This is a genomic window from Prevotella sp. 10(H), from assembly GCF_000711235.1.
GTDB lineage: Bacteria > Bacteroidota > Bacteroidia > Bacteroidales > Dysgonomonadaceae > Dysgonomonas.
This window is the reverse complement of the sequence record NZ_JOMI01000003.1, coordinates 611,669-638,261: the sequence shown is the minus strand read 5'-3', so window position 1 is coordinate 638,261 and position 26,593 is coordinate 611,669. Positions and strand designations below refer to the sequence as shown.

Sequence of the window (26,593 nt, the reverse complement as noted above, 5' to 3'; positions counted from 1 at the left end):
ATATTAAAAAATTTAATACGAAAGAGTATCTGATTGACAATATCCTGTTTAAACCTATTAGATTGGTTATTTTCTATGCAGATATCCTAACAACCTTTCATCGAAAACTCCGGCAACCACATTCTGAAACACATCTAAAAAGATATTATAATGTACACCGTCTCAATCTCTACTTAATTGAAAGATAATTGACCAAAAACAAAAAAGCCGGTATCAACCGGCTTTTCAATCTATAGTCATACTGATTATTCAGCACCTTCTTCTTCGTTTACAGGAGCAATAAGCTTGTAACCCTTACCATGTATATTGATAATTTCAATACTTGGGTCCGGTTTCAACAGCTTACGCAACTTAGTGATATACACGTCCATACTACGAGCATTGAAGTAATTATCATCTACCCAGATTTGTTTCAGGGCGTGATTTCTCTCCAGAATATCGTTAGCATGAGCACAGAGCAAGGCCAAAAGCTCAGCTTCTTTAGTTGTCAACTTAGTACTTTCACCGTTGATAGTCAGTATTTGTTTCTGAGTATCAAAGTTCATGTTACCAAACTGATAAACCTGCTGCTCTTTGTTTCTCTTGCCCTTAACACGACGGAAAATAGCTTCGATACGCAGAACGAGTTCTTCCATGCTGAACGGCTTTGTAATATAGTCGTCAGCTCCGGCTTTGAATCCTTCAAGGATATCGTCCTTCATGTTTTTGGCTGTCAGAAATATAATAGGGATCTCTGTATTTATAGCCCTGATTTCTTTAACTAATGTGATACCGTCTTTTTTAGGCATCATCACATCAAGGATACACAGATCGTACTTTTCTTTAACAAATCCTTTGTAACCTACCTCTCCATCGATATAAAGGTCAGTATCATAACCTTTTGCCTGAAGATATTCTCTTAGTAACATACCAAGATTTTCATCATCTTCACATAAAAATAATTTCAATTTTTCTTCCATAACTTACTTATTTACATACAATTTATTTGAGTTGCTCTTTATTTTTCATTATCGGCAGACAAATTATAAATTTGGTACCTTTTCCTATATCACTTTCAGCCTTTATCGTGCCTTTGTGATCTTCAACTATTTTCCTTACATATGCCAAACCTAAGCCAAAGCCCTTAACATCATGTCTGTTTCCGGTAGATACACGGTAGAACCGTTCAAAAATTCTTTTCACGTATTCTTTCTTTATACCTATTCCGTTATCTTCCACCGAAATATATAATTTATTATTACTGTTCCAAGTACGTATCATCAGTTCCAGCGGAATATCCTCTCTCCTGTATTTTACCGCATTATCCAACAGATTAAATAATACGTTGGTAAAATGCATCTTATCTGCCTCTATAGCCGAATCTGTAGCTTCCAGATCGATATCCAGATTACCTCCGAATTTCTCTACTTTGATTTGGAATGTATTAGCCACGCTCACGACCACATCATTAGCATCCAACTCCTTCATTTTCAGGGTAGCCTTTTGCTTCTCGAACAAAGACATTTGCAATACCTTTTCTACCTGAAAACTTAATCGTTCGGTTTCGTCATTTATCACACCGGAGATATGTTTGAATACTTCGGGAGATTTAGTGATCGAACCGTCCTTAAGCATCTGTGCTGCAAGCGATATAGTAGATACGGGAGTCTTCAATTCGTGAGTCATATTATTCATAAAATCACTCTTCATTTCCGACAAACGCTTTTGGCGGAAAGTGATGTAAATGATTATTATAAACGTAACTAACAGTATAAAGGTAAATAAAATTGACGGATATAGAAATTTTACTTCACTAAACAAGTATTTTTCTTTGTCGGGGAAGTAAACTTTCAGATATGTCACCTTATCCTGAGGGTCGTTCGGGAACAATGGCTGGGAATAATAATCTTTCCTACCCTCCATTGTAAAAAACGGCTGCCGGTATATCGGTTTGTCATTTTTATCTACTACCTCATACTCGAATGCCAGTTCGATATTGTTGTATTTTATCTGGTTTCTGATAGCGGTTTCCAGTGATTTGAGATTTACACGGTCTTCAATCGGAATGTTACTTGCCGTATTGATAAGCCTGTTCAAAACCTCGTTCATTATATCGCTCTCATACAGAAAACGCTTTTTCTGTTCGTCCTGCATATCGAATATTGTCCGCGCTATAGCGTTAGTTCCTCCCTGCGACTGAAAAATCTGGTTCTTTGGGCGCTGGGTTGTAGACGACATGTTCACTTCCATATTTATTTCCATGTCGGGCGCCGTCATTTTCACCCTTTGCTGATGTGTAACCGTTTCTTCTTCCAATTGGTTTCGCAGAGACAATGATCGGTTATAAGCTGCCTGTTTCTTCTGGCTTTCAAGAAAAGCTTCGTTCAGATATTTTTGAGTCTGGTCGAGTTCAAGATTTCTCGATATCTGAGACAAGCTTCTGTTTACAGCTTCATTAAACTGGTCGCTCCTTAACCTTATGGACTCTCTAAGGTAGGTTATTTGTAAGTACAACAGGCCAAAGAACGCAAATGCCATAATGGCGGCAAGTATCCATATAGTCGATTTTCTCATTTTAGCCCTCTCTATTATTAATCGAAATCAAATTTATATATATTATATATAATTTAGTGCCTCCGATTTTCCTATTTAACAATTAAGACAAAGATATTGTTTAACATTTGAAAAAATAAACATAAAGGAAATATTTTTTCTATGCAAGCTTATAAATAATTTTTATTGTAGCAAAATAAATTTTAAGCTTATTCCAAAATTACTGTTTGTTGTGGGATAAGAAGAAGACGAAATCAACGGCTTATTCAGTATCCGGTCGTAAAAGGCTCTCAATGTCAAAGATCTGCTCATTGCATAGTCTGCCGACAATTTTAACGTTACAATAGTCGTGCCACTCGTAGCTTGTGTGAAATTTTCCTCAATCTTACGCAATAGCGCTTCAACAGTCCTGTGCGACACATCAGCCTTGATATTAAGGTCGTTATTAAACTGTCTTGCTGTTTTCGGTGTGAGGCCGATAAGCCTGTTGAATTCGTTGATACGGTATCCGAATCCTAGTACAAATTCCTTTTGAAGGGATTCGATAATCTGGTAAGAAGACATATTCAATGTCAATGTACGGGCGTTATTATACCGCGCATTGATAGTCATATTGTTATTGAGGGTGCCTTCTACCCCGAACAAAGGATTGAATAACTCGGATATGCCTACCGATGATATATTATATGGAGATGAAGGAACAGGATTACCATTCAGCACATCACGTATAAAACCGAGATCATCGTCTGCCTGTAGCCAGTTGGAGAATGAAGAGTAATTGCTTACCTGATAATAACAGGTATATGCATGGTTCAAACGTAAGGTCTTAAATTTGTCTTTTATAACAGGTATGTTAACCAGTCCGTCATAAGTCACTGTCCAGTTCGGCAACATAGACAATAATGAAGGGAATGCGGTCAGCGAGATTTTTTTAGCGTCACGCCCTGTATACGCAGATATAAATGCAGGTACAAGTACATCGGCAGAATTAATATCGACCTGACCATTTGACGGATGGTAAGGGTTATTTGCGAGCATTGGCCTTTCTTCGGATATAAATCCCCCTTCCGGATAACGTACATTACCATATTGAGCTTCCAATCTGCTCTTTATTCTGTATCTATTTTTTAAGAATTTATCGAAAGCATCGGACTGATAATTGTTTTTCGCATTGCTGCTTTTCAGCGCCGACGACAAAGCAATTGTAGTCATGGAGAAATTCCCACCGTATGTCCTTAAAGTATTCGGTACACCATTCTCGAGTACTGTGTATTGAACTTCTGTGCGTTTATTATTTTCATGTTTGGCATTCAGTTCTATTTTGAAATCTTTGAAAGGTTCTATCTGTGCCCTGAATTCGAACGTTTCGGCATTGTTGAATACCGACGGCGACACATTCATCTCATTTCCTACCAGCCAGTTTCTGTCAATCGATTTATTTATGAAATCATCGCCGCCTTCCAGACCGAATGCAAATCCCAAGCCCGGCACCATTCCGTAATCAGAACCTTTTTGCCCGAAAGCATCACCTATTCCCGGTCTGAAGCCAGAGATATAAGTCTCATTATGCCGTGAATAGTTAAAGCTTACACTTCGTATCGACATCAGTCCGCGTGCAGAATATTCGGCTATATCCGTCCATAGCTGAGAAGATGAGCCGGGTTCCCTGTTTTTGCTCTCAATACTCAATTGTATATTGGCCGAGTCTTTATTGGTTATTAGTATTGTATTCTCATCCAGTTTCTTAAATTTAACGGAATATGCTTTTCCGTCCTTTCTTGCCAGCACTTGTATATTTTTTGTATTCAAGCCATGACTTACGGTAGCTGTCGTATCCGGTTGAAGTATGACATCCTGCGTAAAGCGACGTCTTTCCGGTTGCCGTCTCTCGCGTTCACGCTGGGTAGGTGATTGCTGGCGCCTTCTGGTGCCGAAGCGTTCATTTACTTTTCTCAGGAAAGAAGATTTATTATACAATGCCGTCATATCGAAACGGTTGGTCAACTCCAATGTCATCGTATTGCTTATCGTATTGCCAATCTCGACACTATCGATATGCGCTCCCCTATCCCATTGATATCCGCTCGAATATCCTGCGTTCGATGTTATCCAGTCCATTGCGGGTATACTCCTGAAAGGAAGCTGATAGGTCACACTCGCCGTCTGACGATAAGATAATGGATCACCTAAAGATTTCAGGCTGCGCATCACGGCATCTTTCCATATATCATAATCATCCCTGTTCAGTTTCTTATTCACCTGCAGGTATGGTTCTTCTATCTCGGCTCTCGTACCTGACTGGAATGAGAATTTCAGATTTTTAGTGAAATCCCAGTTAATATTGAAATCCCTATCCCATAAAAACGACTGGCTCCATGATAAGAACTGGCTGTTATTTTCTCCTCCTAACCGGTAGCTTTCAATGTCCCGCAAAACCGTTTCGGTGTAGAAACGTGTGATATTGGAATTGAATGCTATGTTGGATGGCAGATAGTTAAATCCTAAAGATCGTGCAAATTTAGCTGCACCCGATCTGCTCTTATTATTTTTGAATGGCTCCCATGCCTTGACTATAGGCGAATAAGTATAGTTGAATGTCGCCTTATAATTTTTTGAGAGGTCATAAACCGTTGTCGGATTCTTAGTTTCGCTCTGACTGTAAGAATAACCGAAACTGAAGTTAGCAGGGTCGTACGGCATCGGCGTTTTACTCTGTATATTGACCTTTATATTGTTTAAACTTATACTTTTGGTGGTGGTTTTATCCCGCGCAAGGCTTTTTATTGAGTCTTTCTCGGCTTTGGTATCGACAATACTCAACGATTCTTTAAGGGTAACATCCTGATCGAACGGATCGTATTTAGGCGTTATCGTTTGATTCGAATAGGAATAATATACAGGCAGGCTGACTTTCGCTTTTTCCGGGAAGAATTTACCCAGTTCTACACTGGCGGCAATGCTGTATGTATAATAATCGTCGGAACGCCGCTCCATCAGGCTTTGATCCAATGCGCCGAAGCCTACGGTCTCTTTTCTGCCCGATATATTGAATGTTCCCAGATCGGACAAAGCTACATTGAGATTACCCTGTGCTGCCCATCCGCCTTCCTCGTCGAAGTCGGTCAGGCGAAGTTCGTTAATCCAGACTTCTCCCGATTTGTTGACTGTGCTGTTATTCCTCACTCCTATCATTATCACATTAATTTCCGATAGCGAAGGATTACCTATCACGCTGACTCTGTTATTCTGCTTGTCAGGGTCATACTCATGGTATAAAGTAGTGTAGGAAACTTTAGATCCAGCCTTACGCTTTTCGCGGTTACGGTGAAGTTTTACATCCTTAAGCAATTCCAAAGGAAAATCGAACATATTATCGGCAGGCCATACCATATTCCTGTCATTCGAATTATTATTGCTGTAATTGCCCTCCGGCGTTATTACCAATGGTATCTCATATTCATAATAATTGTTCTTATAGTCGGAACCCAAACGGATAAATACGGATAAATCGCCTCTTGTGAGTGCCTCTCCATTTACGAGTTGTTCGGCATGTGTATATAATTGCAGGCGCTTATATCTCCGCAGGTCGTAGTAAGTATTCTTATAAACAGCACGTGCATCCCCTGCACTCAGGTTCGTTACGCGCATCGATAAAGACTGCTCGTTTTCCTGCATCAGTTGTGCCTGATCGGGATCGATTGCACGGCTCAGCCCCGGAGGAAGTACATAGCTTACAGGTTTACGGTCTGAGTTCTCTTCTATATTTACAGTAGCAACATCTATCTTCCCGTTACCCGAAACCTCGTTATTCTTATTTAATGTCTGCTCGTACACGCGCCAGTCGCCACGCACAAGCTGTAGCGTACCGAAACGCAGGAATGTCGTCCTGTTGAATCCTGTGAGGAACATTCGCATAAAGCGGATACTCTTAAAATCCTGAATATTGTTTATTCTCTCACCCCATTGACGTACAGGAACTTTAAACTGATACCATGTTACTTCTCCATCCTTTCCATTACGCAGGGGAACTGTTACTTTACGGCTGTCTACAATATAGTTCTGACCGACTTTCATCTTATCCGGATCGAGTTCGACCCTATACTGAAAGTAAGATTCCGTTTCATTCAATGTATTGTCCTGATCGATATCTTCGACATCTGGCACAGAGCGGGATGCGGTTGAAAAACTTTCAGAACTTTCATCTGAATTAGGAGAATTTCCTTCTGTATTGTTATAGTATTTATACCGGTCGAGAATACTTACCTGATTTTGGTCGTAGTCCGCACCCCTGTAATAATGGTATGTATCGCCAGCAGGATCATTGAGTGGAGAAAAAGGATCGTTTTGCAATCTTTCTTTAGCAGTTGCAGAAAGTTTTGCCTGATATGCCGTAAGATAATCTGTATAGGTCTGGAATGTAAATTCCTCTTCGGTACTCAACCCGTTGAACCCTACATCCTGCTTCCTGCGGGCATCACGACCCGAATTATCATCGAACGCATATACAGTAGACTGACGTTTCGGCACCTTACCCCATACAGTAAAGTCCACCGCATCGGGTTCGTCATTCACCGGAAGGCCGTTTTCGAAAAATTTCTTCCCGTCCTTCAGCACATCTTCCGATATTTCACCCAAGTTTATATATAGTTCTCCTACATTCTTTTTTACAGTCGGAACAGTATCATATACAAAAGGATCCATAAGCCAAAATTCGATGTATTCGATATTCGAAGCTTCGAAATCACGCACATCCATGCGGCGGGTAATCCCTCCCCACCTCTTTTCCGGATTCAGGAGTTTACCATCCGTATCAATATAAGTCGCATCTAAGTTGTAAGGACCTCTTTCATTTGGATAATAAGACAGATTGAGTGCGGGTATTACAGAAGATTCGTTATATGGAACATCCTTATTCGGATATATTTCACGCATATTTATCTCACGCACAAAATGATTTGAAAGCTGCTCCTTGTCATTCTTTATATGATTGGGAGTAAGATTAGAACTTTTACGAGTAAATATTCCGTCTATAGAGAACCATGCAAGCATCGCCCTGTCCATGCCATATCTTATGTCATTGCTCAGTTTTGCATATTCGAAAAGTTCTTTTCCGTCTTTACCTTTTGCTCCTACCGGAGTAGAAGCCAATGTCCATGCATACGGATTTTTAATATCGATGCGCGACTGTGAAGATTCGAAATCATCCAGATAAGAATAGCCTCCGGCTTCCTTGCTCTGGTAATGGCCGGGTATCATATGTGCAAACTCGGCATTGAATGTTATCTGCGACGGTTGTGTAGCTTCTACAAACGGCAGTTTATCTACAAGGTTTGTAAGCCACATCGATTCCGTTTTGAAAGATGTATTCAGACCCCATAACGTATTCTTTACGGATTCATCGCCAATTACCGTTTTGGTAGTCAACGGTTTTTCGTAATAATGCATTATGGTACCGCCAACATTGAAATTCTTGGAAATATCATAGCTAAGGTTGAGACCGAGAAGCGTTTTGCGCTGCATATTGAAAGTACGTCCTTCCGACGATACTTCTATCGGTGTATTCGAATCGATAATGTTTTGGTTGATAATAGTCACTTTTCCGGAAATATAATCGACAATATAATCGACACCCTCTACTAATGCAGCGCCCCCAGCTGTCAATCTGACAGATCCGGGCGGTATATTTGTGGCATTGAGGTCTATTTCGGCATTGTTTGTACCCGAACCACGATACGAACCATAAATTTTAAACTTATTCTTTTCAGCTATCTGCTGTGCCACAGTCAATGTAGAATCGTACAACTCCTGATATACATATTTATCGGCAATGGCATTATTTCTGATCTGCCTTCTCAGATGCGAGCCGAAAGGTTCCACAACAGGGAAGAATATTCGTCCGTTCTGTGAGTTTACAGTATATCCTTCAACATAATCGAAAATACCGTCACCTTTCGAACCTTCTTTATTCGATACCTCATTGTTTCGGGAGTCGAGCCTGTCGAGATTCATAACACGCAGCAACAGTTCATTCTTTATTCTTCCTTCCGGAATATAGTTTATATAGGTGCCTATCGTATCAGACTGATATGAAATATTGAGGCGGAATCGATCCTGCTGTATGGAGTTGTCACTGATCTTATATACGTTCTTCATCATCATATCCCATGTATAGGAACGCGGCGATAATGAAACAGGCTTTATAAGTTTCACAAACAAAGTTCCTGATCCTTTTGTATTATTATTAGGATCGTATTTATCTGTAATATCCGTAGACAATTCCCCTACCTGATAATCTTTTCCGTTTGCCGTATATGTATATGCCACGGCCAGTACTTCATCCGCCTGCAATGCCGAAGTAAGTGATATGTAACCCAGTTGCGGATTGAATGTGTATTCCGAAGAAGTAAGTAGGCGCGCACTCTCTATCTTTTCATAATCGAGCCCGCTCTCCAGATAACCGCTAAAAATAGTAGTTATCTGCGTAAAATCCCTGACACCGGCTTTTTGCTCCAGAATTGTTGAATATAAATTATTTCCCCTGTTATCCGGATTGTCGGGCCTTCCACCGACAGACTGCCATTTACCTGTATTTTTTATTTTAGTATGCTCAGCGATATCTGCAAATGCCAGTATATTACGGGATTGTGAATAATCACCCCTCTTGTTTGTTACCCACACCTCTATATTCGTAATATTTACGGGCGATTGTACAAAGGGTAGCTTGGCCATTCCCTTGTCGTAATTGTCGCGGAAGTAGTTGGATAAAAAGAAATGTCTGTTGGCATCGTATTGGTCAGCCTTAAATTCATATTCACGCGATTGTATCCCCCCTTGCGAACTGGTAGACTGGGTTTGGGATTCCTGTTGGGATATAACAGTATTAACACGTAATTTGCCGAACTGCAATTCCGCATTGATACCGAATAAGGAAGTACCGCCATTAATGAGTGAATTGGTAGTAGCCATACTCACATTCCCGGCCTCGATACGCTTTATGATCTCATCTTCCTTGCCTTCATAGCCCAGCTTAAGCTTTTTAGAATCAAAATCGAAGAGAGCCTTCGTATCGTAGTTCATATCGAAATTGATCTTATCTCCGACGGATGCCGTTACGTTCATCTGTATATCTTCGCTGAAATCGAAAGCAGTCTTGCTCTTGTTCCGTTCCGATAAAGTAGGATTATCTGTGCTACTATGTTTGATGCCCATTGTAGCCTCTACATAGCCCTGCGTCCTTACTTTTACTCCTCCCGGGCCAAATAGCCTCTCGGCAGGGCCTATATCTAATTTGATATCTTTCAGGGAGAACTCATCCTTTACATCTTTCTTATCGTATGTTTCCACATTCTTACCCTTGAAATAATCTGCCATAGACCGTTTCAGGGTATAATCCATATATTGCTCGGGAGTCAGTGAAAACGGAGTCGATATCTCCTGATCGCCCAGCTTAGTACGGAAAATATATAATTTAGTATTCGGATCATATTCGACCGTAGTAGTTATGTTAGAAGGCGTTTTCAAATCGGCAGGCGGATTATCTTTCAAATCTTTATAAGTCGTTATCTGCGTTTTCTTTACCGGATAACGGGGCACAGTATCCTGGGGCTGTAGTTCACCTGCATACACAACAGAGAGGTCTGCTTCGCCGGAAATGCCGGAAAACAGGCTTACAGAGCATACAAGAAGTGTTATTACAAATGAATATTTTATATATTTTTTCAACCCGGTAAAAAAATAATTAAACTAAAATCTATTGTGTCATTGAGTAAAGATGAGCCTATAGCGTTGTTAAGTAATGAGTCTGCTTTTTGCAGATACTCTTCTAAAGCATTTTCAATGCTGTTTTTATCACCTGTTCAACTGCGCTGTCAGGCTTATCCTTTAATATTCTAGCCACTACTTTCTGAGAGGCCTGCTGCGGGAATCCCAACATCACAAGTGCTGCAACCGCTTCCTCTCCCGACGGATGAAGAGCCGGAAATATATCAGCCTGCTCTATTCCCGATATTTTTATCTTGTCCTTCAGGTCTACAATCACTCGCTGGGCTGTTTTAAGCCCGATACCTTTAACTGTTTTCAGCATATCGGCATTGCCCGAAGCAATGACATTTGCCAACTCCTGCGTATTCATCGACGACAGCATCATACGTGCCGTATTAGCACCGATACCCGAAACGCTTATCAGCAACATAAACAACTCACGTTCCTGTTTATCATAGAATCCAAAAAGCTGATAAGCATCCTCTCTTATCGCCTCATATATAAAAATCCGCGCATCTTTCTTGCCCGAGAGATTTGTATATGTATTAAGCGATATATTGATAAAATAACCCACGCCATAGGCTTCTAAAGAAACCGATGTAGGGGTTAACTCTGCAATTTCTCCTTTTATATAATCGATCATTTTTTACTCTCTAATTGTACCAGTTAATTTATAACGAAAAAACATTAAAAAAAGTATATAACATATTGGAAGTATTTTCAATAGTATAATCTTCCCGATATCTTATTTGATGCGCAAAGATAAAGTTTTTAGATTAGTTTTTATACCTTTGTCTTAGTCTATTAACCAGAAAAAATAACTATGCAATTAAAGAACGTTAAGAATCCGGCTAACGCCTTGTTCACTGAACGCATTTCAATACGGAAATACGACCCGTCGGTAAAAATCAGCAAAGAAGAAATGTCAGCTATACTTCAGGATGCAATGACTGCACCCTCTTCATTCAATCTGCAGCCTTGGCGTTTCTTCGTTATAGACAGTGACGAAGGTAAGGAAATGATAAAACCTTATATGATGTTTAACCAATTGCAATGGGAAACCTGTTCGGCTATCATTGCCATATACGGCGATATGGAGAATTATTCCTATGCGGATAAGATACTGTCTGCCAATGTCGATAACGGATTAATGACTGAAGAATATAAGCAGAAGATGCTGGAAATAATGATGGCCTATGGCGCGTCATATACCGAAGAAAGACTTAAAAATTCAATATTCATGGACTGCGGATTCGTCACTATGCAATTGATGCTTTCAGCTAAAAGTTACGGATATGATACCAATCCTATCGGAGGATTTATGCGGAAAGAATTTACCGAAGCCTTGGGGTTGGATGCTAAACGTTACATCCCGACACTGCTTTTATCTATAGGTAAAGCGGCCGAAGAAGCGAAAGATACCGTGCGTTTTTCTGTAGATGAAATAACAGAATGGAGATAGCCTTCAGTCGAACAATATATCTTGCAAAATAGTTAATAACCATATACATCTGACCCTTATGAAAAAATTCGTTTTTTCTGTTTTATTATTAATAATGACAATGACAACAATTGAAGCTCAAAATCCTTTTTTCTCTGCGTATAAGACGCCTTATGAAACACCGCCGTTCAGTAAAATAAAGAACGAACACTATGAGCCGGCTATCGATAAAGGCATAAAAGACCATACGGCTGAGATAAATAAAATAGTAATGGCTAAGTCGATGCCGACTTTCCAGAATACGATACTTCCGCTCGAAGAATCGGGTAAGCTGTTATCACGCGTTACTTCGGTATTCTTCAATCTGCTGAGCGCCGAAAGCAACGACGAAATGCAGGAGATAGCACAACGCGTACAACCTAAACTTTCTGCACATTCCAATGAAATAAGCCTGAACGAAGGGCTTTTCCAGAAGATAAAAGCTGTATATGAGAAACGATTCGAATCAAATCTTAATCCGGAACAAATCCGGCTTGTGGAAAAGACATATCAGGGATTTGAAAACAGCGGTGCTAATTTGACAGGTGCCGACAGGGATAAATATAAAGAGCTATCCAGTAAACTAAGCCAGTTGAGTTTGACATTCGGACAAAATGCACTGAAAGAAAACAATAAGTTCGAAATGCTTTTGACCGATGAAGCCGATCTGGCAGGGTTGCCGCAGATGGTAAAAGACGCCGCTAAGGCAAAAGCTCAAGCAAAGAGTAAAGAAGGCTGGCTATTCGACCTTTCTGCCCCTAGCTATATAGCCTTCATGAAATATTCTACCCGTCGTGATTTACGCGAGAAATTATACAAGGCCTATGGCTCACAGTGTGTTTCGGGTGGGGAATTCGATAATCAGGAGAATGTTAAGCAAATTGCAGAAACACGCATGCAGTTAGCTAATCTTTTGGGATATCAGGATTATGCAACTTATGTATTGCGCAACAAAATGGCTAAAGATAAACAGCATGTATTCAACTTGCTCGACAACCTCTTCGATGCATATGGTAAAGCTGCCCGCGAAGATGTGAAGATGGTAGAAGGCTTTGCCGTAGGATTTGAGAATAAATCGATCGATCTGAAGCCTTGGGACTGGTCATTTTATTCTGAAAAACTGAAAGATGCAAAATACAGCGTCAGTGATGAACTTGTACGCCCTTATTTCGAACTTGAAAATGTAAAGAAAGGTGTATTCGGGCTGGCAACCGACCTCTATGGCATCACATTCAGTAAAAACACCAAGATACAAGTCTATCATCCCGAAGTGGAAGCATTCGATGTACTGGACGAAAACGGAGAATTTCTGGCTGTACTATACACAGACTTTCACCCGCGCGAAGGTAAAAGGCAGGGAGCATGGATGAGCGAGTTTAAAGGTCAGTATATAGAGAAAGGTAAAGACTCACGCCCGCATGTACTTATCGTAATGAACTTTACCCGTCCTACGGGAAGCGATCCGGCACTATTGACATTCGATGAAGTAGAAACATTCCTCCATGAATTCGGGCACGCATTGCACGGTATATTGACTAAATGTACGTATGAAAGCTTATCAGGAACAAATGTACTGCATGATTTCGTGGAACTCCCTTCGCAGATAATGGAAAACTGGCTGACCGAAAAGGAATATCTCGACAAATTTGCCGTACATTACAAATCAGGTGAAAAGATTCCTGCCGAGTTAGTGCAAAAGCTTATAGATGCTTCAAATTTCAATGCAGGATATATGTGCTATCGCCAGCTGTCCTTCGGCTATCTGGATATGGCATGGCATACACTGACACAGCCGTATACGGGCGACGTGATTGCGTTTGAACGCAATGCCATGTCTAAGACCGCGATGCTGCCATTGGTAGACGGAATGGCAATGTCGACCTCTTTCGGGCATATATTTTCGGGAGGGTATGCTGCCGGATACTACGGTTATAAGTGGGCGGAGGTAATTGAAGCAGACGCTTACTCGCTCTTCAAAGAAACAGGTATTTTCAATAAAGAGACAGCTGAATCTTTCCGCAAGAATATTCTGGAAAGAGGAAATACAGAAGAGCCGATGAGCCTTTATATCAAGTTCCGCGGCCAAGAACCTACTATAGATGCATTACTGAAAAGAAACGGAATAAAGAAATAATTATATATAAATATACTGTAGAGAAGGCTATCGGAAATCTGATAGCCTTTTCTATTGCGGATAACAGATGTGTTAAAGAATTTACAAATCTTGCCATTCAGTGAATTTTTATTAATTTTGTATCACATATATCGTATTAAAACAAATTACGCGCTTGACACTTTTTATTAACCTATATGAAATATATTCTCCGTATTTCTTTTCTTCTGATACTTTGTTTCTCTATCGTATGCTGTAAGAAGAAAGAGCACACCAAAGTCAGCGAATCAGGCAAAAAAGAAGTTGTACGTTCCAAATTCGCCAAAAACTATCCGGAATTCGATTCAAAAATTTTACGGGAATCATTGATGAATAAAGTTTCTTTGGATTCTGCATTGAACCACATGTATACAGTTACGGAATACAATCCGGTATGGATACACGATACTTTAGATACGAAAAGGCTATACAAATTTATCGATATACTTAGTCATGCAGAAGACCATGGCTTATCTACCGAATTATTTTCGACAGCAGATATTAAATCGATGACAGATGCTATCGATTCGGGAATGTATATCAATAATCTTGATACTGTATATAAAATAATACTAGATCTCGAACAAACATCCACAAGGTCAGCTATAAAGTATATTACAGGTATGAAATACGGATTTGTGAATCCAAAGGATTTGTATAAAAAGAATTATGATATTACTTTGGCAAAACCGGATTCTGTATTTTATACCGAATTATATAAGGAACTAAAAAAAGACCCGATTGCAGCATTACTCAACTCTCAGCCACAGGAAGAGGTATATCTGAAACTACAAGAGGAATATAAATCTCTGGTGAATAAAAAAGAAAAAGGCTTTCAAGAAATTGCTTCAGGCGAAGCAACTTACAAATTGGGTGACAAAAGTAAGCACATCAAAACGATTGCCGACAGGCTTATGCTTACGGGCGAATATGCACCGGACTCTCTAAGCAATGATAGCCTGCACGAAAAACTCGACGAAAAACTGCTGGCAGCAATCAATGCTTTCAGGAAAAAGAATTCATATCCCGAAGAGAAAGAAGTCGGTAAACTGACTGTTACAGCCCTTAACCGCCCTTTCGATTACTATATGGCTAAGATTCGCGTTAACATGGAACGTTACCGCTGGAGACGAACAAAGAAAAAACACAATAAGCATATCGAGGTTAATGTTGCATCCTTTATGCTGGTAGCCACTGATGCCAATAGCGATACTCTGCCTCTGATATCAAGAGTATGTGTAGGTTCTGTGAGGAATAAAACTCCTCTTCTGCAAAGCGATATCAGCTATATGAACCTCAACCCGTACTGGAATGTACCGACCAGTATAGCACAAAAAGAAGTCGCTGTACTGCAAAAAAGAGATCCTACCTACATCAAGCGTAATAACATGAAATTATATAAAGGAGGCAAAGAAGTGGATGTATCTTCCATAGATTGGAAAGAAGTCACCCCGAGCAAATTCCATTACATAGTAAAGCAAAATCCAGGAGCCGGAAACTCACTGGGGCTTGTCAAATTCATGTTTAACAATGCTTTCTCTGTTTATCTGCACGATACACCGAGTAAAGCAGCATTTAACAGGAAGAACAGGGCCGTAAGTCATGGCTGTGTGAGAGTACAAAGGCCTTTCGATCTTGCTTTCTTCTGTTCTTCTCCTGTAGAAGAAGCATATAAAGATCAATTTTATTATAGCATAAATAAGCCACCGGTATCGGAAGAAGGTAAAAAACTATTGAAAGCAAATAAGCTCAAAAAACTTCCGGATATTATCAATATAGACAAGGATAATCCTATATCACTCTTTATAGATTACTATACAGCATACATGTTCCCGGAAGACCAGAATTTATATTACGCCGATGACATATATGACTATGATGGCTTGATATTGGATGCTTTAAATCCTCAGAACATATAAATAAAAAAGGAAGCTATTCGCTTCCTTTTTTATTTATTGATATCGTCATTCTTTTCATCGAAGAAGTCCGCCGCCTTCTGACTAAAGTCATGAGCGCTTTTCCTGGCCTTATCTGTAAAATTGTCTACTTTATCGACAAATTTATCAGTATAAACGTGAGTATGTTTCGAAATAGATTCGAACATTTCCTTAGCTTTTACAATAAACTCCTGTGATTTTCCCTTGAAGAACTTTTCCCAGTCTATCTCCAAGCCTTCTTTATCCATATAATCTTTTACAACAGAAATGCTCTTGATAGCTTCATCTTCCGTCAAACCTACTTCTGTCTGTAATCTCTTTACTAAATTTTCCATATTCCGATTGATTTATTTGTTGTATAAGATATAGAACAAAATCTTTTAGTAAAAGTTTGAATAAGGTGTTTAAACAGTAATATACGAAGTAACTCTAAAATCTGAATCCAACGGTAAGAGATAAATTCCGGTTCATAAGTTCCCGCCCATCGTCGGCTACATTATGAAAGCCGTATTCATAGGTCAAGTTTATAGTATATATATCATATATCAAACCGACCCTGCCCAAGGCTCCATAATCCCATCGGTTCCATTTCCTTAAAGCAAAAGTTTCTTCTTCGTATGGATCGATAACGACAGATGTTCCTTGTTGCACTCCATTCTTTATGGTTGTAGTAAATGCCTCTCCCCTGTTCTTACCTTTAAATCCGTAAGCGGCATATCCTCCCACATTAAAATTGATTGCAAAATGCTTGGAAAGGTACACTTCATATCCAAGACATAACGGAACCTGCAAATAGTCTGCAGCAGTATTGCGGAGAGTATCGCCGTAATATTCAACCCCTGCTCCGGTATTATATTCTGTACGTTTTATGTGTTGTCGCAACCCTTTCTTAGAGACATAAACACCTGTCTGAAGCTGAATGTTCTGTAATATCTTAAAATTGACATTTGCACCTATAACAAAGCCAAATTTGGGCTCCTTATACATATTGCCGTCTTTTATATCCATTGAAGCAAAGTTGCAACCGAAAACAAAATCAGAAGTTATACGCTTTCTCATAGTTTGAGCATTTATAGCGGAAGATACTAAAACTAAAAGTCCGGCAAGCAGGAATGTTTTATATATTATTTTCATAAAGCTTATATCGTAACACAAAGTTAAGAGAATTAATTATATATTAAACTAAAGAGCCTGTTTTCGTTAAAAATTTCATTCGCTACATCCTGTATCTGTTTAGCCGTTACTGAATCTATTTTGCGAATAGTTTCTTCCAAGCTGTTATAATGATTATGGTGATAAAAGCTCTTCCCTAACGACAAAGCTATATTTTCGTGATTATCATTCATAACACCGATTTGTCCTATAAGCTGTTTCTTTGCAATCGACAATTGTGATGTAGTCAGTTTATCGGTTTTCAATTTCTTTAGCTCTTTATGCACTAAGTCGATGCATTTATTCACATTGCGTTTGTCACAGCCAAAGTATATCGAAACCAAGCCTGTGTCTGTATAAGCCGTCACTGTTGAATCGACACTGTATACATAGCCCCTCTTTTCGCGAAGAGAGATATTCAGACGGCTGTTCATCCCCGGGCCACCTAATATATTATTAAGCAGATGCAGAATCTTTCTTTCGGGCTGATATAACGAATAAGAACGACAACCAATTAAAGCATGTACCTGTGAAGTATCTTTATCCTCTTGCCTACTTTCAGCAGATATGTTTTCCGGTATTATCCGTTCATTATTCACAGAGACTGTGTTCGATAAATCCGACAGATACTTTTCCGCATAGTATATGATTCTCTTAAAATCAGTATTCCCCAAAGAAAAAAATACTGTATTGGAAGGATTATAGAATGTAGAGGTAAATGTTTTAGCTTTCGAGGTATTAAAACCGGCCAAAACATCGGGAGTGCCTAAGATATTGTGTCCCAACTGAGAATCTTTAAAGACCAGATCCTCAAATTCATCGAATATCAGTTCTGACGGATTATCTTCGTATGAATGTATTTCGTCAATTATTACTTCTATCTCTTTATCAATTTCCGGTTGCGGAAATTCCGAGTGAAAAGTCATATCGGAAAGCAGTTCGAATGCCCTGACAAAATCATGTTCCAAGAATATAGCATAGACTACAGTCTCTTCTTTATTGGTATAAGCATTCAATTCTCCGCCTACATGCTCCATACGGTTTATGATATGACGGGATTTGCGCTTCTTTGTTCCTTTAAACAACATATGTTCCACAAAATGAGCCATACCATGTTCATCTTGTTTCTCGTCACGTGTTCCGGCATTTACAAGAAATCCGCAATATGAAACATTCCCCACCATAGGCTTATGCACTATGCGGAGATCATTGGATAATGTATGTGAATAATAGTTTATCTCTTCTGATGTCATATATTTAGAAATGACAAAGATAATAGTTTTTATATCCGAGGGGATAGTCCAACCATTAAATTGACTATTTTATAAACAGACAGAATATAAAATTGAATTGTCATATCATTCCAAATCTGTTATTCCCCAATGAATAAATGTGCCTTTTGCACCCCATCTGGTAAGATTGACACGGGAAAGCAAATATTTATTGTTCGGAAGCTTACGTGCCAGAACAGGTGAAAATGACTTCCTAAAATCTTCATCATTCTTAAATAATTCTACATACGACATTTTACCTTCTTTATCTAAATCGACCATTAAGGGTTGTGCCTTGTCTGACATTTTATCCCGTACATTCTCATTATATAAAATATGGATATTATCACTATCATCTATAGTAGCACTGTAAGAACCGAATAATCGTTCTGCGTTTATTAGCCGTTGGGCTTTTGGCACTTTCTGCATCCAGCGTACCGAACCGTCGGCATTAAAGGTAAGAATCAGTATATCATTATAACTATAGTAATAAGTGGTAAAGACCATATTACCATTTCTGTTTGTTTGTTCCTGCAGCTTAAATTTTTCAGCTATCAGAGTGTATCCTCCGTCTTTTCTCTCAAATTTCTTGTCTATATAATATTTGAATCCTTCATCGAATTCCTTACCTTTCTCCTTATTTTCCATTATCTTTTCTGCATCTTTATCCCGCATTCCCATCGTAATGAATTCTTCATCGAATTCTTTTTCATTGCTCGACAACAATGTTCCCAATTGAGGAGAATATAAGAAAGAGAAAGTACCGGAAACACTTGATTTATTAGGTGCAGAATATAATCCAGCGCATATCACTTCCCCTTTTGGAGTACAGATAAATGTTTCATTCCGGGCATATTTATCTCCCGAAAATTTCACTTCCTGTATCCGCGGCTCTCCGTTATTCACCGGAAAACATGTAAGATAAAGGTTCCATACCCCTTTTTGCTTATCATAGGTATTTTGTCCCACATATACGTTACCTTCATTATCAACAGTATAATTGCCAATATACACCTCTTTTCCTTCTACCCGTGGAAAATCGCTTTCCCGTGTCCAGATAGGATTTAAATCCTTATCGAAAACCTGAATGCAAAGTCCGGTTATCTCTTTTTTGTCAACAATAGAATATGATAACAGTATCCTCTCCTTATTTGGAGAAACTGTCACTACAAAGTTTCTCAGATTGCTACCATCTATATCTTTATAGCTTATTTCACCTATTTTGCGGGCATCATTATTAAACTGTAGTTTTTCCTGGTTCAGGGTTTCTACAAAAACGTAATGCCTTTTATCCTTCTTATTCTGGAAAGTCGAGAATATATAGATGCGGTCGTCCAATCCCCTTATATGTTGCCAGTTTCGCTTCACACCGCTATCTTTTAACTCTACTTTGATACTCTCCGGTTTACCGGTAGTCATATCCATCTTCACAAAGTAGCTTTGCGGTTTACTGAAACTGCCCTCAGCAACCGTTCTGTATAAAAATATGAAAGAATCATCCTTGGCACTCATATGCGTGAGGGTATTTACGAAACCCTTAGCCATATGTTGTTTTTTAGTCCATTCTATAACGGGTTCTTTGCTTGTTTGCGCGAATGAATTCAGGACTAATGCAGATGTTAAGAATAAAAATGTCAGGAAGAATTGTCTCTTTTTCATTGTTTGTAGTATTTTAATTATAGGCTAATTTGTGTATTTGTAAACATTATTTGCTTTTGAACCGATATCCTATCTTTACAGAAACCGGTATTTGAAATCTTATCTTAGATGGTTCGGAATTTTCAATGCCATTACCCGGTACTATATTATTGCTTTCCCAATTTATATCAACCTTGTTGCCCGCATCGAATATATAAGATTTTTTATCTCTTGAATTCTGCATTGTAGCACCTATTCCGGCCGAAAAGTCTAAGACAATGCCCGAATCCCACACCCATTGTATACCTGCATTCATCGAGAAATCGAAAAGATGAATTTGTCCCGGATATATCCTGTACCGTAGAGGCAAAGCCCAATAAAAGCCCTCTGATAGTTCCTTCAGATAATATTTCGGATTTATCATAATGCTGTAACCGGTTTTAGGGTCATTGAATGTAAAATCTTCCGAATGGGTATCGGATAGCAAATCATAAAAGAGAGGATCCTTGTAATTAGGTAACAGCAACCCCACTCCTGTTTCAATTGCAAAATTGTCGCTGATAAGGCGCTCTAAGCTAATACCAATCTCTCCTTCATAAATTGAAGTCAAATTAATTTTCCCTATATATCTTGATGTAGCTATTCCTCCGTCATCCAGATACTTAAGTATATCTTTATTATTTTGAGAAACTAAGGGTAAAATAGGAATTAAGGAAAATAATAGTATTATAAGTCTGTTTTTCATAGGTTTTGTGTGTAGTATTTACCTGATTTTAGCAGGTTTTCTATATTGTCTTATATAATAAAATGTCTTTCTGAATGTAAAGATAAAAAAATAGGCAAATCTTATTGTAAAGACTTGCCTATTTTAAGATAATATTTAGTTATTTCTTATTCAGCGTTCAATGTAAAGCGTTTGAAAGCTGTAACTGCTAATTCCTTATCATAAGCTGCAAGATACTGTGAAACTGTCTGTTTTGGATTTTTCACAAATTCCTGTTGAAGAAGAGTGTACTCCTTATAGAATTTCTGCAATGCACCTTCTGCAATCTTATCCAGAAGATTTTCAGGCTTACCTGCTTCAATAGCCTTTTCACGTGCTATCTTAAGTTCTCTTTCCTTTATTTCTTCTGACACTTCTTCTGCAACAAGAGCTACAGGATTCATAGCAGCAATCTGCATTGCGACATCTTTTGCTACCTGAGCATCTATATTTGCTTTGTTGAAGCCAACAATAGCAGCAAGTTTGTTGCCCGGGTGAATATATGCTACAACGGTAGGAGCTGCAATCTGTTCGAATACGTTCAGTTCCATTTTTTCTCCTGTAACACCCATTCTGTCTGTTACAAGTTCGGCAACTGTGCGGTCACCTACTTTCAATGCTTTCAATGCATCCATATCAGCAGGCTTGTTAGCCAATGCAGCATCGAGGATAGCTTTTGTCATTCCTACGAAATCGGCATTCATTGCCACGAAGTCTGTTTCGCAATTTACTGCCACCATTGCAGCGAAATCACCGCTTGTTGCAGCAAGTACACAACCTTCTGTTGCGTCACGGTCTTCACGTTTTGCAGCAAAAGCCTGTCCTTTTTTACGAATTATTTCGATTGCCTTATCAAAATCTCCTTCTGCTTCTGTCAAAGCATTTTTGCAATCCATCATACCTGCGCCTGTCATCTTGCGTAGGTGTTGGATATCTGCCATAGAAATTGCCATGTTTTTTACTTTTATTTTATGGTTTATAATTTTATAAGTTACGAGTTACCTCGCCCTTTGGGCAGTTACAAGTTACAAGTAATCGAGTTTCAATTCTTGTAACTCGTAACTCTGTAACTTGTAACTAGATAAAAAAGACCAAGAAATAGTCTCTAAGAAAACTCTCAGAGGCTAGTTCTTAGTCCGTTATTCTAATTTACTCTTCGTCTTCTTTCGCAAACTTGCTAGCTACAGCAGCGTTGATTGCGTCCTGATCTTCTTTTTCAACTACTGGTTTTTTAGCACCGGCTTTAGCTTTGCGTTCTCTTCTTGGAGCGCCGCCTTCTTCGTCCTGCGCTTCAGCAGCAGCTGAATCAGCTTTTTCGATCTTTCTTTCTTCAAGACCTTGCTTGATACCTTCACAAAGGCTACCAAGTATAAGTTCGATAGATTTTGCTGCATCATCATTTGCAGGGATAACGAAATCGATATCATCCGGATTGGAGTTTGTATCTACCATAGCAAATACAGGTATTCCAAGGCGGTTAGCTTCTCTCACTGCGATATGCTCTTTCATTACGTCTACAACGAATAATGCCGATGGAAGACGTGTAAGATCCTGAATAGAACCGAGTGTCTTTTCAAGTTTTGCACGCTGACGTGTAACCTGAAGTCTTTCTCTTTTCGACAATGTCTCGAAAGTTCCGTCTTTCATCATTTTATCGATAGTTGACATCTTCTTCACAGCCTTACGGATTGTAGGGAAGTTTGTCAACATACCACCCGGCCAGCGTTCTACCACGTATGGCATGTTCACTGATGTTGCCAGATCGGTAACAACTTGTTTTGCCTGTTTCTTTGTAGCAACAAACAATATTTTTTTGCCCGATTTAGCTATTTGCTTCAAAGCAGCAGCAGCCTCTTCGGTCTTAGCAATTGTTTTATAAAGGTCAATGATGTGGATACCATTGCGCTCCATGAAAATGTAAGGAGCCATTGCCGGGTTCCACTTTCTCTTCAAGTGACCGAAGTGTACGCCAGCGTCTAATAATTGGTCGAATTCTAATTTAGCCATTTTTAGTTTTTTGTTTCGTTTACTTTCTTTTTCTGTTAGCGAATTGTCGGGTAGCTCATTTTCAGAAGTCCCGGCAATTTAGATACTAAACGTAATTTTAGAGATGAGGCCGACTCATCGTTTATATTAACCAACTTATAACTTTTAAGCCGCAAGAGCCCAAAAAGCGTAATTGGGTAAAATAATATCCAAATTAACGTTTTGAGAACTGAAATCTTTTTCTTGCTTTTGGTTGTCCCGGTTTTTTACGTTCAACAACACGTGGGTCGCGAGTCATAAATCCTTCAGCTCTAAGAGCAGGCTTATCTTCAGGGTTGATCTTAACCAGAGCACGGGCAATACCAAGGCGTGCAGCTTCTGCCTGTCCTTTATATCCGCCACCGTTAAGATTGATCTTGATGTCGTATTTCTCAGCAACGTCCAGTTTGTTTAGCGGCTGTTTAACAACATATTGAAGAATAGTTGAAGGGAAGTAATTGTCTAGTTCACGTTTGTTGATCACTATTTTTCCGGTTCCTTCGCTTACGAATACGCGAGCTATGGCAGCTTTGCGTCTTCCTATTGCATTTACTACTTCCATTAATAATTATTTAAGTGCGTTAATATCTATTGTTTTCGGTTGTTGAGCCTCATGTTTGTGCTCAGTGCCTGCATATACATAGAGGTTTTTCAAAAGGGCTGCACCAAGACGGTTCTTAGGCAACATACCTTTTACAACTTTCTGTACCAGACGGTCGGCTCCTTTTTCCATCAACATGGCAGGAGTAGTTTCACGCTGACCTCCCGGGTAGCCTGTATATCTCAGATACACGCGATCGTTCCACTTGTTCCCTGTCAGTACAACTTTATCAGCATTGATGATGATTACGTTGTCGCCACAGTCTACATGCGGAGTAAAACTCGGTTTGTACTTCCCTCTCAGAAGTTTGGCCACTTTGGATGCCATGCGTCCAAGTGTCTGTCCTGTTGCGTCAATCACAACCCATTCTTTTTGTACGGTTGCTTTGTTCGCTGAAATGGTCTTATAACTTAAAGTATCCACTTACTTAAAAATTAATTTGGTTAATTACTTTTTTGACTCGCACAACTCTTATCCGCTTATCGAGCTAAGATATAATAAGCGATAATTGTTTGCTAATCAATTTTTTACGTTTTATTTCGTAATAATCGGCTCGCAAAATTACAAATTATCAATGAATTAACAAAGAATAATAGCGGGAAAATAATTAGCAGATTCGTAAATTAGCAGATAACTGGTAGATTTTCATCTGCAATCCGGTTTTGGTCTGTAACCACTCTGTATACAGTCACCTCGTGCTTCAACACATTCTATCGGTAAGAACTTAGAGTAATGACTACCAATACTGACAGGCGGAGGCATATCATAAGGAAATCCCTTACTTATCCACATAGATTGTCCGTTATTTATTTTATACTCTATAAAATCAGCTGTGATATCCAAGCCCTTCGCCTTATGCTGATCGATAACTGAATATGGCTTTACTAAAATGTGCGCTAAAGGGTAATCTTTTTCGTCTTTTGTATATTTTTGAAAGCCATGATAACAATATACAGGCCATAATAATAAACCAATCAGGAAAATCGCAACAGTTGTTTTTCCATAAGCAGAAAGCTGTCTACCACTATTCCTAACGAATAGGACTCCTGCCGTCATGATCAAAGCACACAATACACCTGCAACAAAACGAATATCCGGCCCACCAAACATCCACACCACTATAGTCAATAAAAACACAGCAAAAAGAAGCTTTATATATACTTCTGTACTTCGCCTTTTCCTAAAGGATAAATAAGTCATTACTACTAACGATAAAAGAGACAGCAAATATATAATACTTGTCAGTATATTTATAACCAGCGGATCCCTGACACTCTCATGAGGATAACGGACTGCAGTCCTGAAAAAATAATAACCTATCTCAAATATGTAGTCTTTCTCTCTGATAGCAACTTCTTTCGGCACTTTCCAGTCGAATGAAAATAAATCGAGTTGATAAAGTGGGTAAATTATATATCCGGAGATTATAACATTTCTGACTAACCATGGAACCAATATTAATAAACTTATGAGACATAAGAATACAATAACCTTGTATTTCTTTTGCTTAATAAGCATGTATAATAAATAGAGGCTGATTAAACCCACAGGAAAGAAAGACAACTTACATGTAAGGAGAAAAACCGGAAGCATAAAACCCAGCAAATAATTATCTTTCAATAGTTGCGGATATAGAATAATCCGTGCAACAATATAGAATAAAATAAAGTTAGGAAGTATATCAGTCGAGGTATTTCCAAGAAAGGTAATTGAAACCCAGAATAGTAAAAGATAAGTGATAAGAATAACTACTCTCTTAACCTCATATTTAGATACAAATACTTGATATAATATCCAACATCCTATTGCGGTAACAATCAATGGCTGGAGCGGATATACAGCTTCGTGCAATAAAAAACGGAAAGTAAATACGGCACTCAGCAAAAAGTAATTAGAGTTGAAGCCGAAGCGGTCATCAAGATTAGCTACTCCCGGCACAACGGCGTATTCTTCATTCCAGCGAATATTCTGATAATGGTAGAATAACGAGTCATACACTTCCTGTTGCCACGAAAAGAAATAAAGGGTGAATAAGATGAATGACAATAAAACAACCTTTTGTGCCTGAGAAAGTCCGTTCATCAATCCCTTTATATTCTCAAAAATACTACTTGCTCTCTTCCGCCAAATAATCCAATAAACAGCCGATATGATTAAAATAACACAGAGAAAAATCTGATTGGAAGGAAGCCATAACGACCATACGGATAAGGGAATAATTAAAGAGCATAGTCCAATCAATAATCTGTCTAACAGATTATATTCTTCCTTTTGTCTGCGAACCTTATTATACAATGAAAGTAATATATCCCCAAAACTAAAGAGGACGAAAAATATTACTATCCATGAGAGCAGATTTACAAGCATTGTTCTTAATTAGCAGATTAGCAGATTAGTAAATTAGCAAATCAGACAATAGAATCATTCTCAAATCTACTAATTTTCAAATTTACTAATTATTATACAGCAACCTCTCCTTTTATATGCGGGTGCGGATCATATCCTTCCAGTTGAAAATCTTCATATTTGAAATCGAAGATATTTTTCACATCAGGATTGATTACCATACGCGGTAACGGACGGAAATCGCGCGTCAACTGCAGATTTACCTGCTCCAGATGATTGGTATATATATGGGCATCACCGAGCGTGTGAACAAAGTCTCCGGCTTCCAGCCCTGTCACCTGTGCCATCATTTGCAGCAATAAAGCATAGGAAGCAATATTGAATGGCACTCCTAAAAATATATCGGCACTTCGCTGATACAATTGCAGGCTTAACCTACCATCTGCAATATAAAACTGGAAGAATGCATGACACGGCGGCAGATTCATATTCGGCAAATCGGCCACATTCCACGCACTGACAATGATACGGCGCGAGTCCGGATTATTCTTGATTGTGTTTACCGCATCGCTTATCTGGTCGATAAATCCGCCGTTATAATCCGGCCAAGAACGCCACTGGTATCCGTAAATATGTCCCAAATCACCGTTTTCATCGGCCCACTCATTCCATATACGGACTCCGTGTTCCTGTAGATATTTCGCATTGGTATCCCCGGCAAGAAACCACAGCAGTTCATATATAATTGATTTGAGATGCAGCTTCTTGGTGGTCAACACAGGAAAGCCATCTGCAAGATTGTAGCGGCTCTGATGCCCAAATACACTGATTGTACCCGTTCCCGTGCGGTCGCTTTTATGAATGCCCTCTGCAAGGACACGTTTAAGTAAGTCGTGATATTGCTTCATATGTGGATTTATATTTTACTGTTGGAA

The 26,593-nt window shown here is 39.0% G+C and carries 18 protein-coding genes; 3 read left to right on the top strand and 15 right to left on the bottom strand.

Translation table 11 applies throughout. The annotated features are described in order from the left end of the window. Positions 1-245: 245 nt before the first annotated feature. The 4 genes from K348_RS0108230 to ruvA form a co-directional block, all read right to left on the bottom strand. Positions 246-959, bottom strand: a complete 714-nt coding sequence (locus tag K348_RS0108230; protein ID WP_029904489.1) for a response regulator transcription factor — start codon at positions 957-959, stop codon at positions 246-248. 22 nt (positions 960-981) lie between these two features. After that, a complete protein-coding gene (locus K348_RS0108225) occupies positions 982-2,553 on the bottom strand; it encodes a sensor histidine kinase KdpD (RefSeq protein ID WP_029904488.1) in 1,572 nt (523 codons plus the stop codon). Positions 2,554-2,715: 162 nt separating this feature from the next. Continuing rightward, a complete protein-coding gene (gene sprA, locus K348_RS0108220; RefSeq protein WP_029904487.1) occupies positions 2,716-10,254 on the bottom strand; it encodes a cell surface protein SprA in 7,539 nt (2,512 codons plus the stop codon). Positions 10,255-10,354: 100 nt separating this feature from the next. After that, on the bottom strand, positions 10,355-10,936 hold the full coding sequence (ruvA, locus tag K348_RS0108215; RefSeq protein WP_029904486.1) for a Holliday junction branch migration protein RuvA: 582 nt from the start codon (positions 10,934-10,936) through the stop codon (positions 10,355-10,357). Positions 10,937-11,116: 180 nt separating this feature from the next. Here ruvA and K348_RS0108210 point away from each other — a divergent pair, with 180 nt between their 5' ends. From K348_RS0108210 to K348_RS0108200, 3 genes are all read left to right on the top strand, one after another. Then, positions 11,117-11,755, top strand: coding sequence for a nitroreductase family protein (locus K348_RS0108210; protein WP_029904485.1), 639 nt, complete (start codon positions 11,117-11,119; stop codon positions 11,753-11,755). 58 nt (positions 11,756-11,813) lie between these two features. Then, on the top strand, positions 11,814-13,907 hold the full coding sequence (locus K348_RS0108205) for a M3 family metallopeptidase (RefSeq protein WP_029904484.1): 2,094 nt from the start codon (positions 11,814-11,816) through the stop codon (positions 13,905-13,907). A 176-nt stretch (positions 13,908-14,083) separates the two neighbouring features. Continuing rightward, entirely contained in the window at positions 14,084-15,844 is a 1,761-nt protein-coding gene (locus K348_RS0108200) for a L,D-transpeptidase family protein (RefSeq protein WP_029904483.1), read from the top strand. Between the two features lie 29 nt (positions 15,845-15,873). Here K348_RS0108200 and K348_RS0108195 read toward each other — a convergent pair whose 3' ends face one another. The 11 genes from K348_RS0108195 to K348_RS0108145 form a co-directional block, all read right to left on the bottom strand. After that, positions 15,874-16,197 carry a hypothetical protein gene (locus K348_RS0108195; protein ID WP_029904482.1) on the bottom strand — a complete coding sequence of 108 codons (324 nt, stop codon included), beginning with the start codon at positions 16,195-16,197 and terminating at the stop codon, positions 15,874-15,876. Between the two features lie 94 nt (positions 16,198-16,291). Next, positions 16,292-16,921 (bottom strand): porin family protein, encoded by a 630-nt coding sequence (locus tag K348_RS0108190; protein ID WP_197027636.1) that lies wholly within the window; start codon positions 16,919-16,921, stop codon positions 16,292-16,294. Between the two features lie 107 nt (positions 16,922-17,028). Further along, on the bottom strand, positions 17,029-18,267 hold the full coding sequence (locus K348_RS0108185) for a pitrilysin family protein (protein WP_029904480.1): 1,239 nt from the start codon (positions 18,265-18,267) through the stop codon (positions 17,029-17,031). 105 nt (positions 18,268-18,372) lie between these two features. Next, the gene (locus K348_RS0108180) at positions 18,373-19,944 is read right to left on the bottom strand and encodes a hypothetical protein (RefSeq protein WP_029904479.1); all 1,572 of its coding nucleotides are present in this window, start codon (positions 19,942-19,944) and stop codon (positions 18,373-18,375) included. A 46-nt stretch (positions 19,945-19,990) separates the two neighbouring features. Beyond that, on the bottom strand, positions 19,991-20,668 hold the full coding sequence (locus K348_RS0108175) for a hypothetical protein (RefSeq protein WP_029904478.1): 678 nt from the start codon (positions 20,666-20,668) through the stop codon (positions 19,991-19,993). A gap of 146 nt (positions 20,669-20,814) precedes the next feature. Continuing rightward, complete coding sequence (gene tsf, locus K348_RS0108170; protein ID WP_029904477.1) at positions 20,815-21,639, bottom strand: translation elongation factor Ts; 825 nt, start codon at positions 21,637-21,639, stop codon at positions 20,815-20,817. A gap of 196 nt (positions 21,640-21,835) precedes the next feature. Continuing rightward, the gene (gene rpsB, locus K348_RS0108165) at positions 21,836-22,693 is read right to left on the bottom strand and encodes a 30S ribosomal protein S2 (protein WP_029904476.1); all 858 of its coding nucleotides are present in this window, start codon (positions 22,691-22,693) and stop codon (positions 21,836-21,838) included. A 193-nt stretch (positions 22,694-22,886) separates the two neighbouring features. Continuing rightward, positions 22,887-23,273 (bottom strand): 30S ribosomal protein S9, encoded by a 387-nt coding sequence (gene rpsI / locus K348_RS0108160; protein WP_029904475.1) that lies wholly within the window; start codon positions 23,271-23,273, stop codon positions 22,887-22,889. 6 nt (positions 23,274-23,279) lie between these two features. Then, positions 23,280-23,735: a 50S ribosomal protein L13 gene (gene rplM, locus K348_RS0108155; RefSeq protein ID WP_029904474.1), complete on the bottom strand. Its 456-nt coding sequence runs from the start codon at positions 23,733-23,735 to the stop codon at positions 23,280-23,282. Positions 23,736-23,957: 222 nt separating this feature from the next. Further along, positions 23,958-25,679, bottom strand: coding sequence for a hypothetical protein (locus tag K348_RS0108150; RefSeq protein WP_029904473.1), 1,722 nt, complete (start codon positions 25,677-25,679; stop codon positions 23,958-23,960). Between the two features lie 92 nt (positions 25,680-25,771). Then, on the bottom strand, positions 25,772-26,566 hold the full coding sequence (locus K348_RS0108145) for a thymidylate synthase (RefSeq protein ID WP_029904472.1): 795 nt from the start codon (positions 26,564-26,566) through the stop codon (positions 25,772-25,774). Positions 26,567-26,593: the final 27 nt, after the last annotated feature.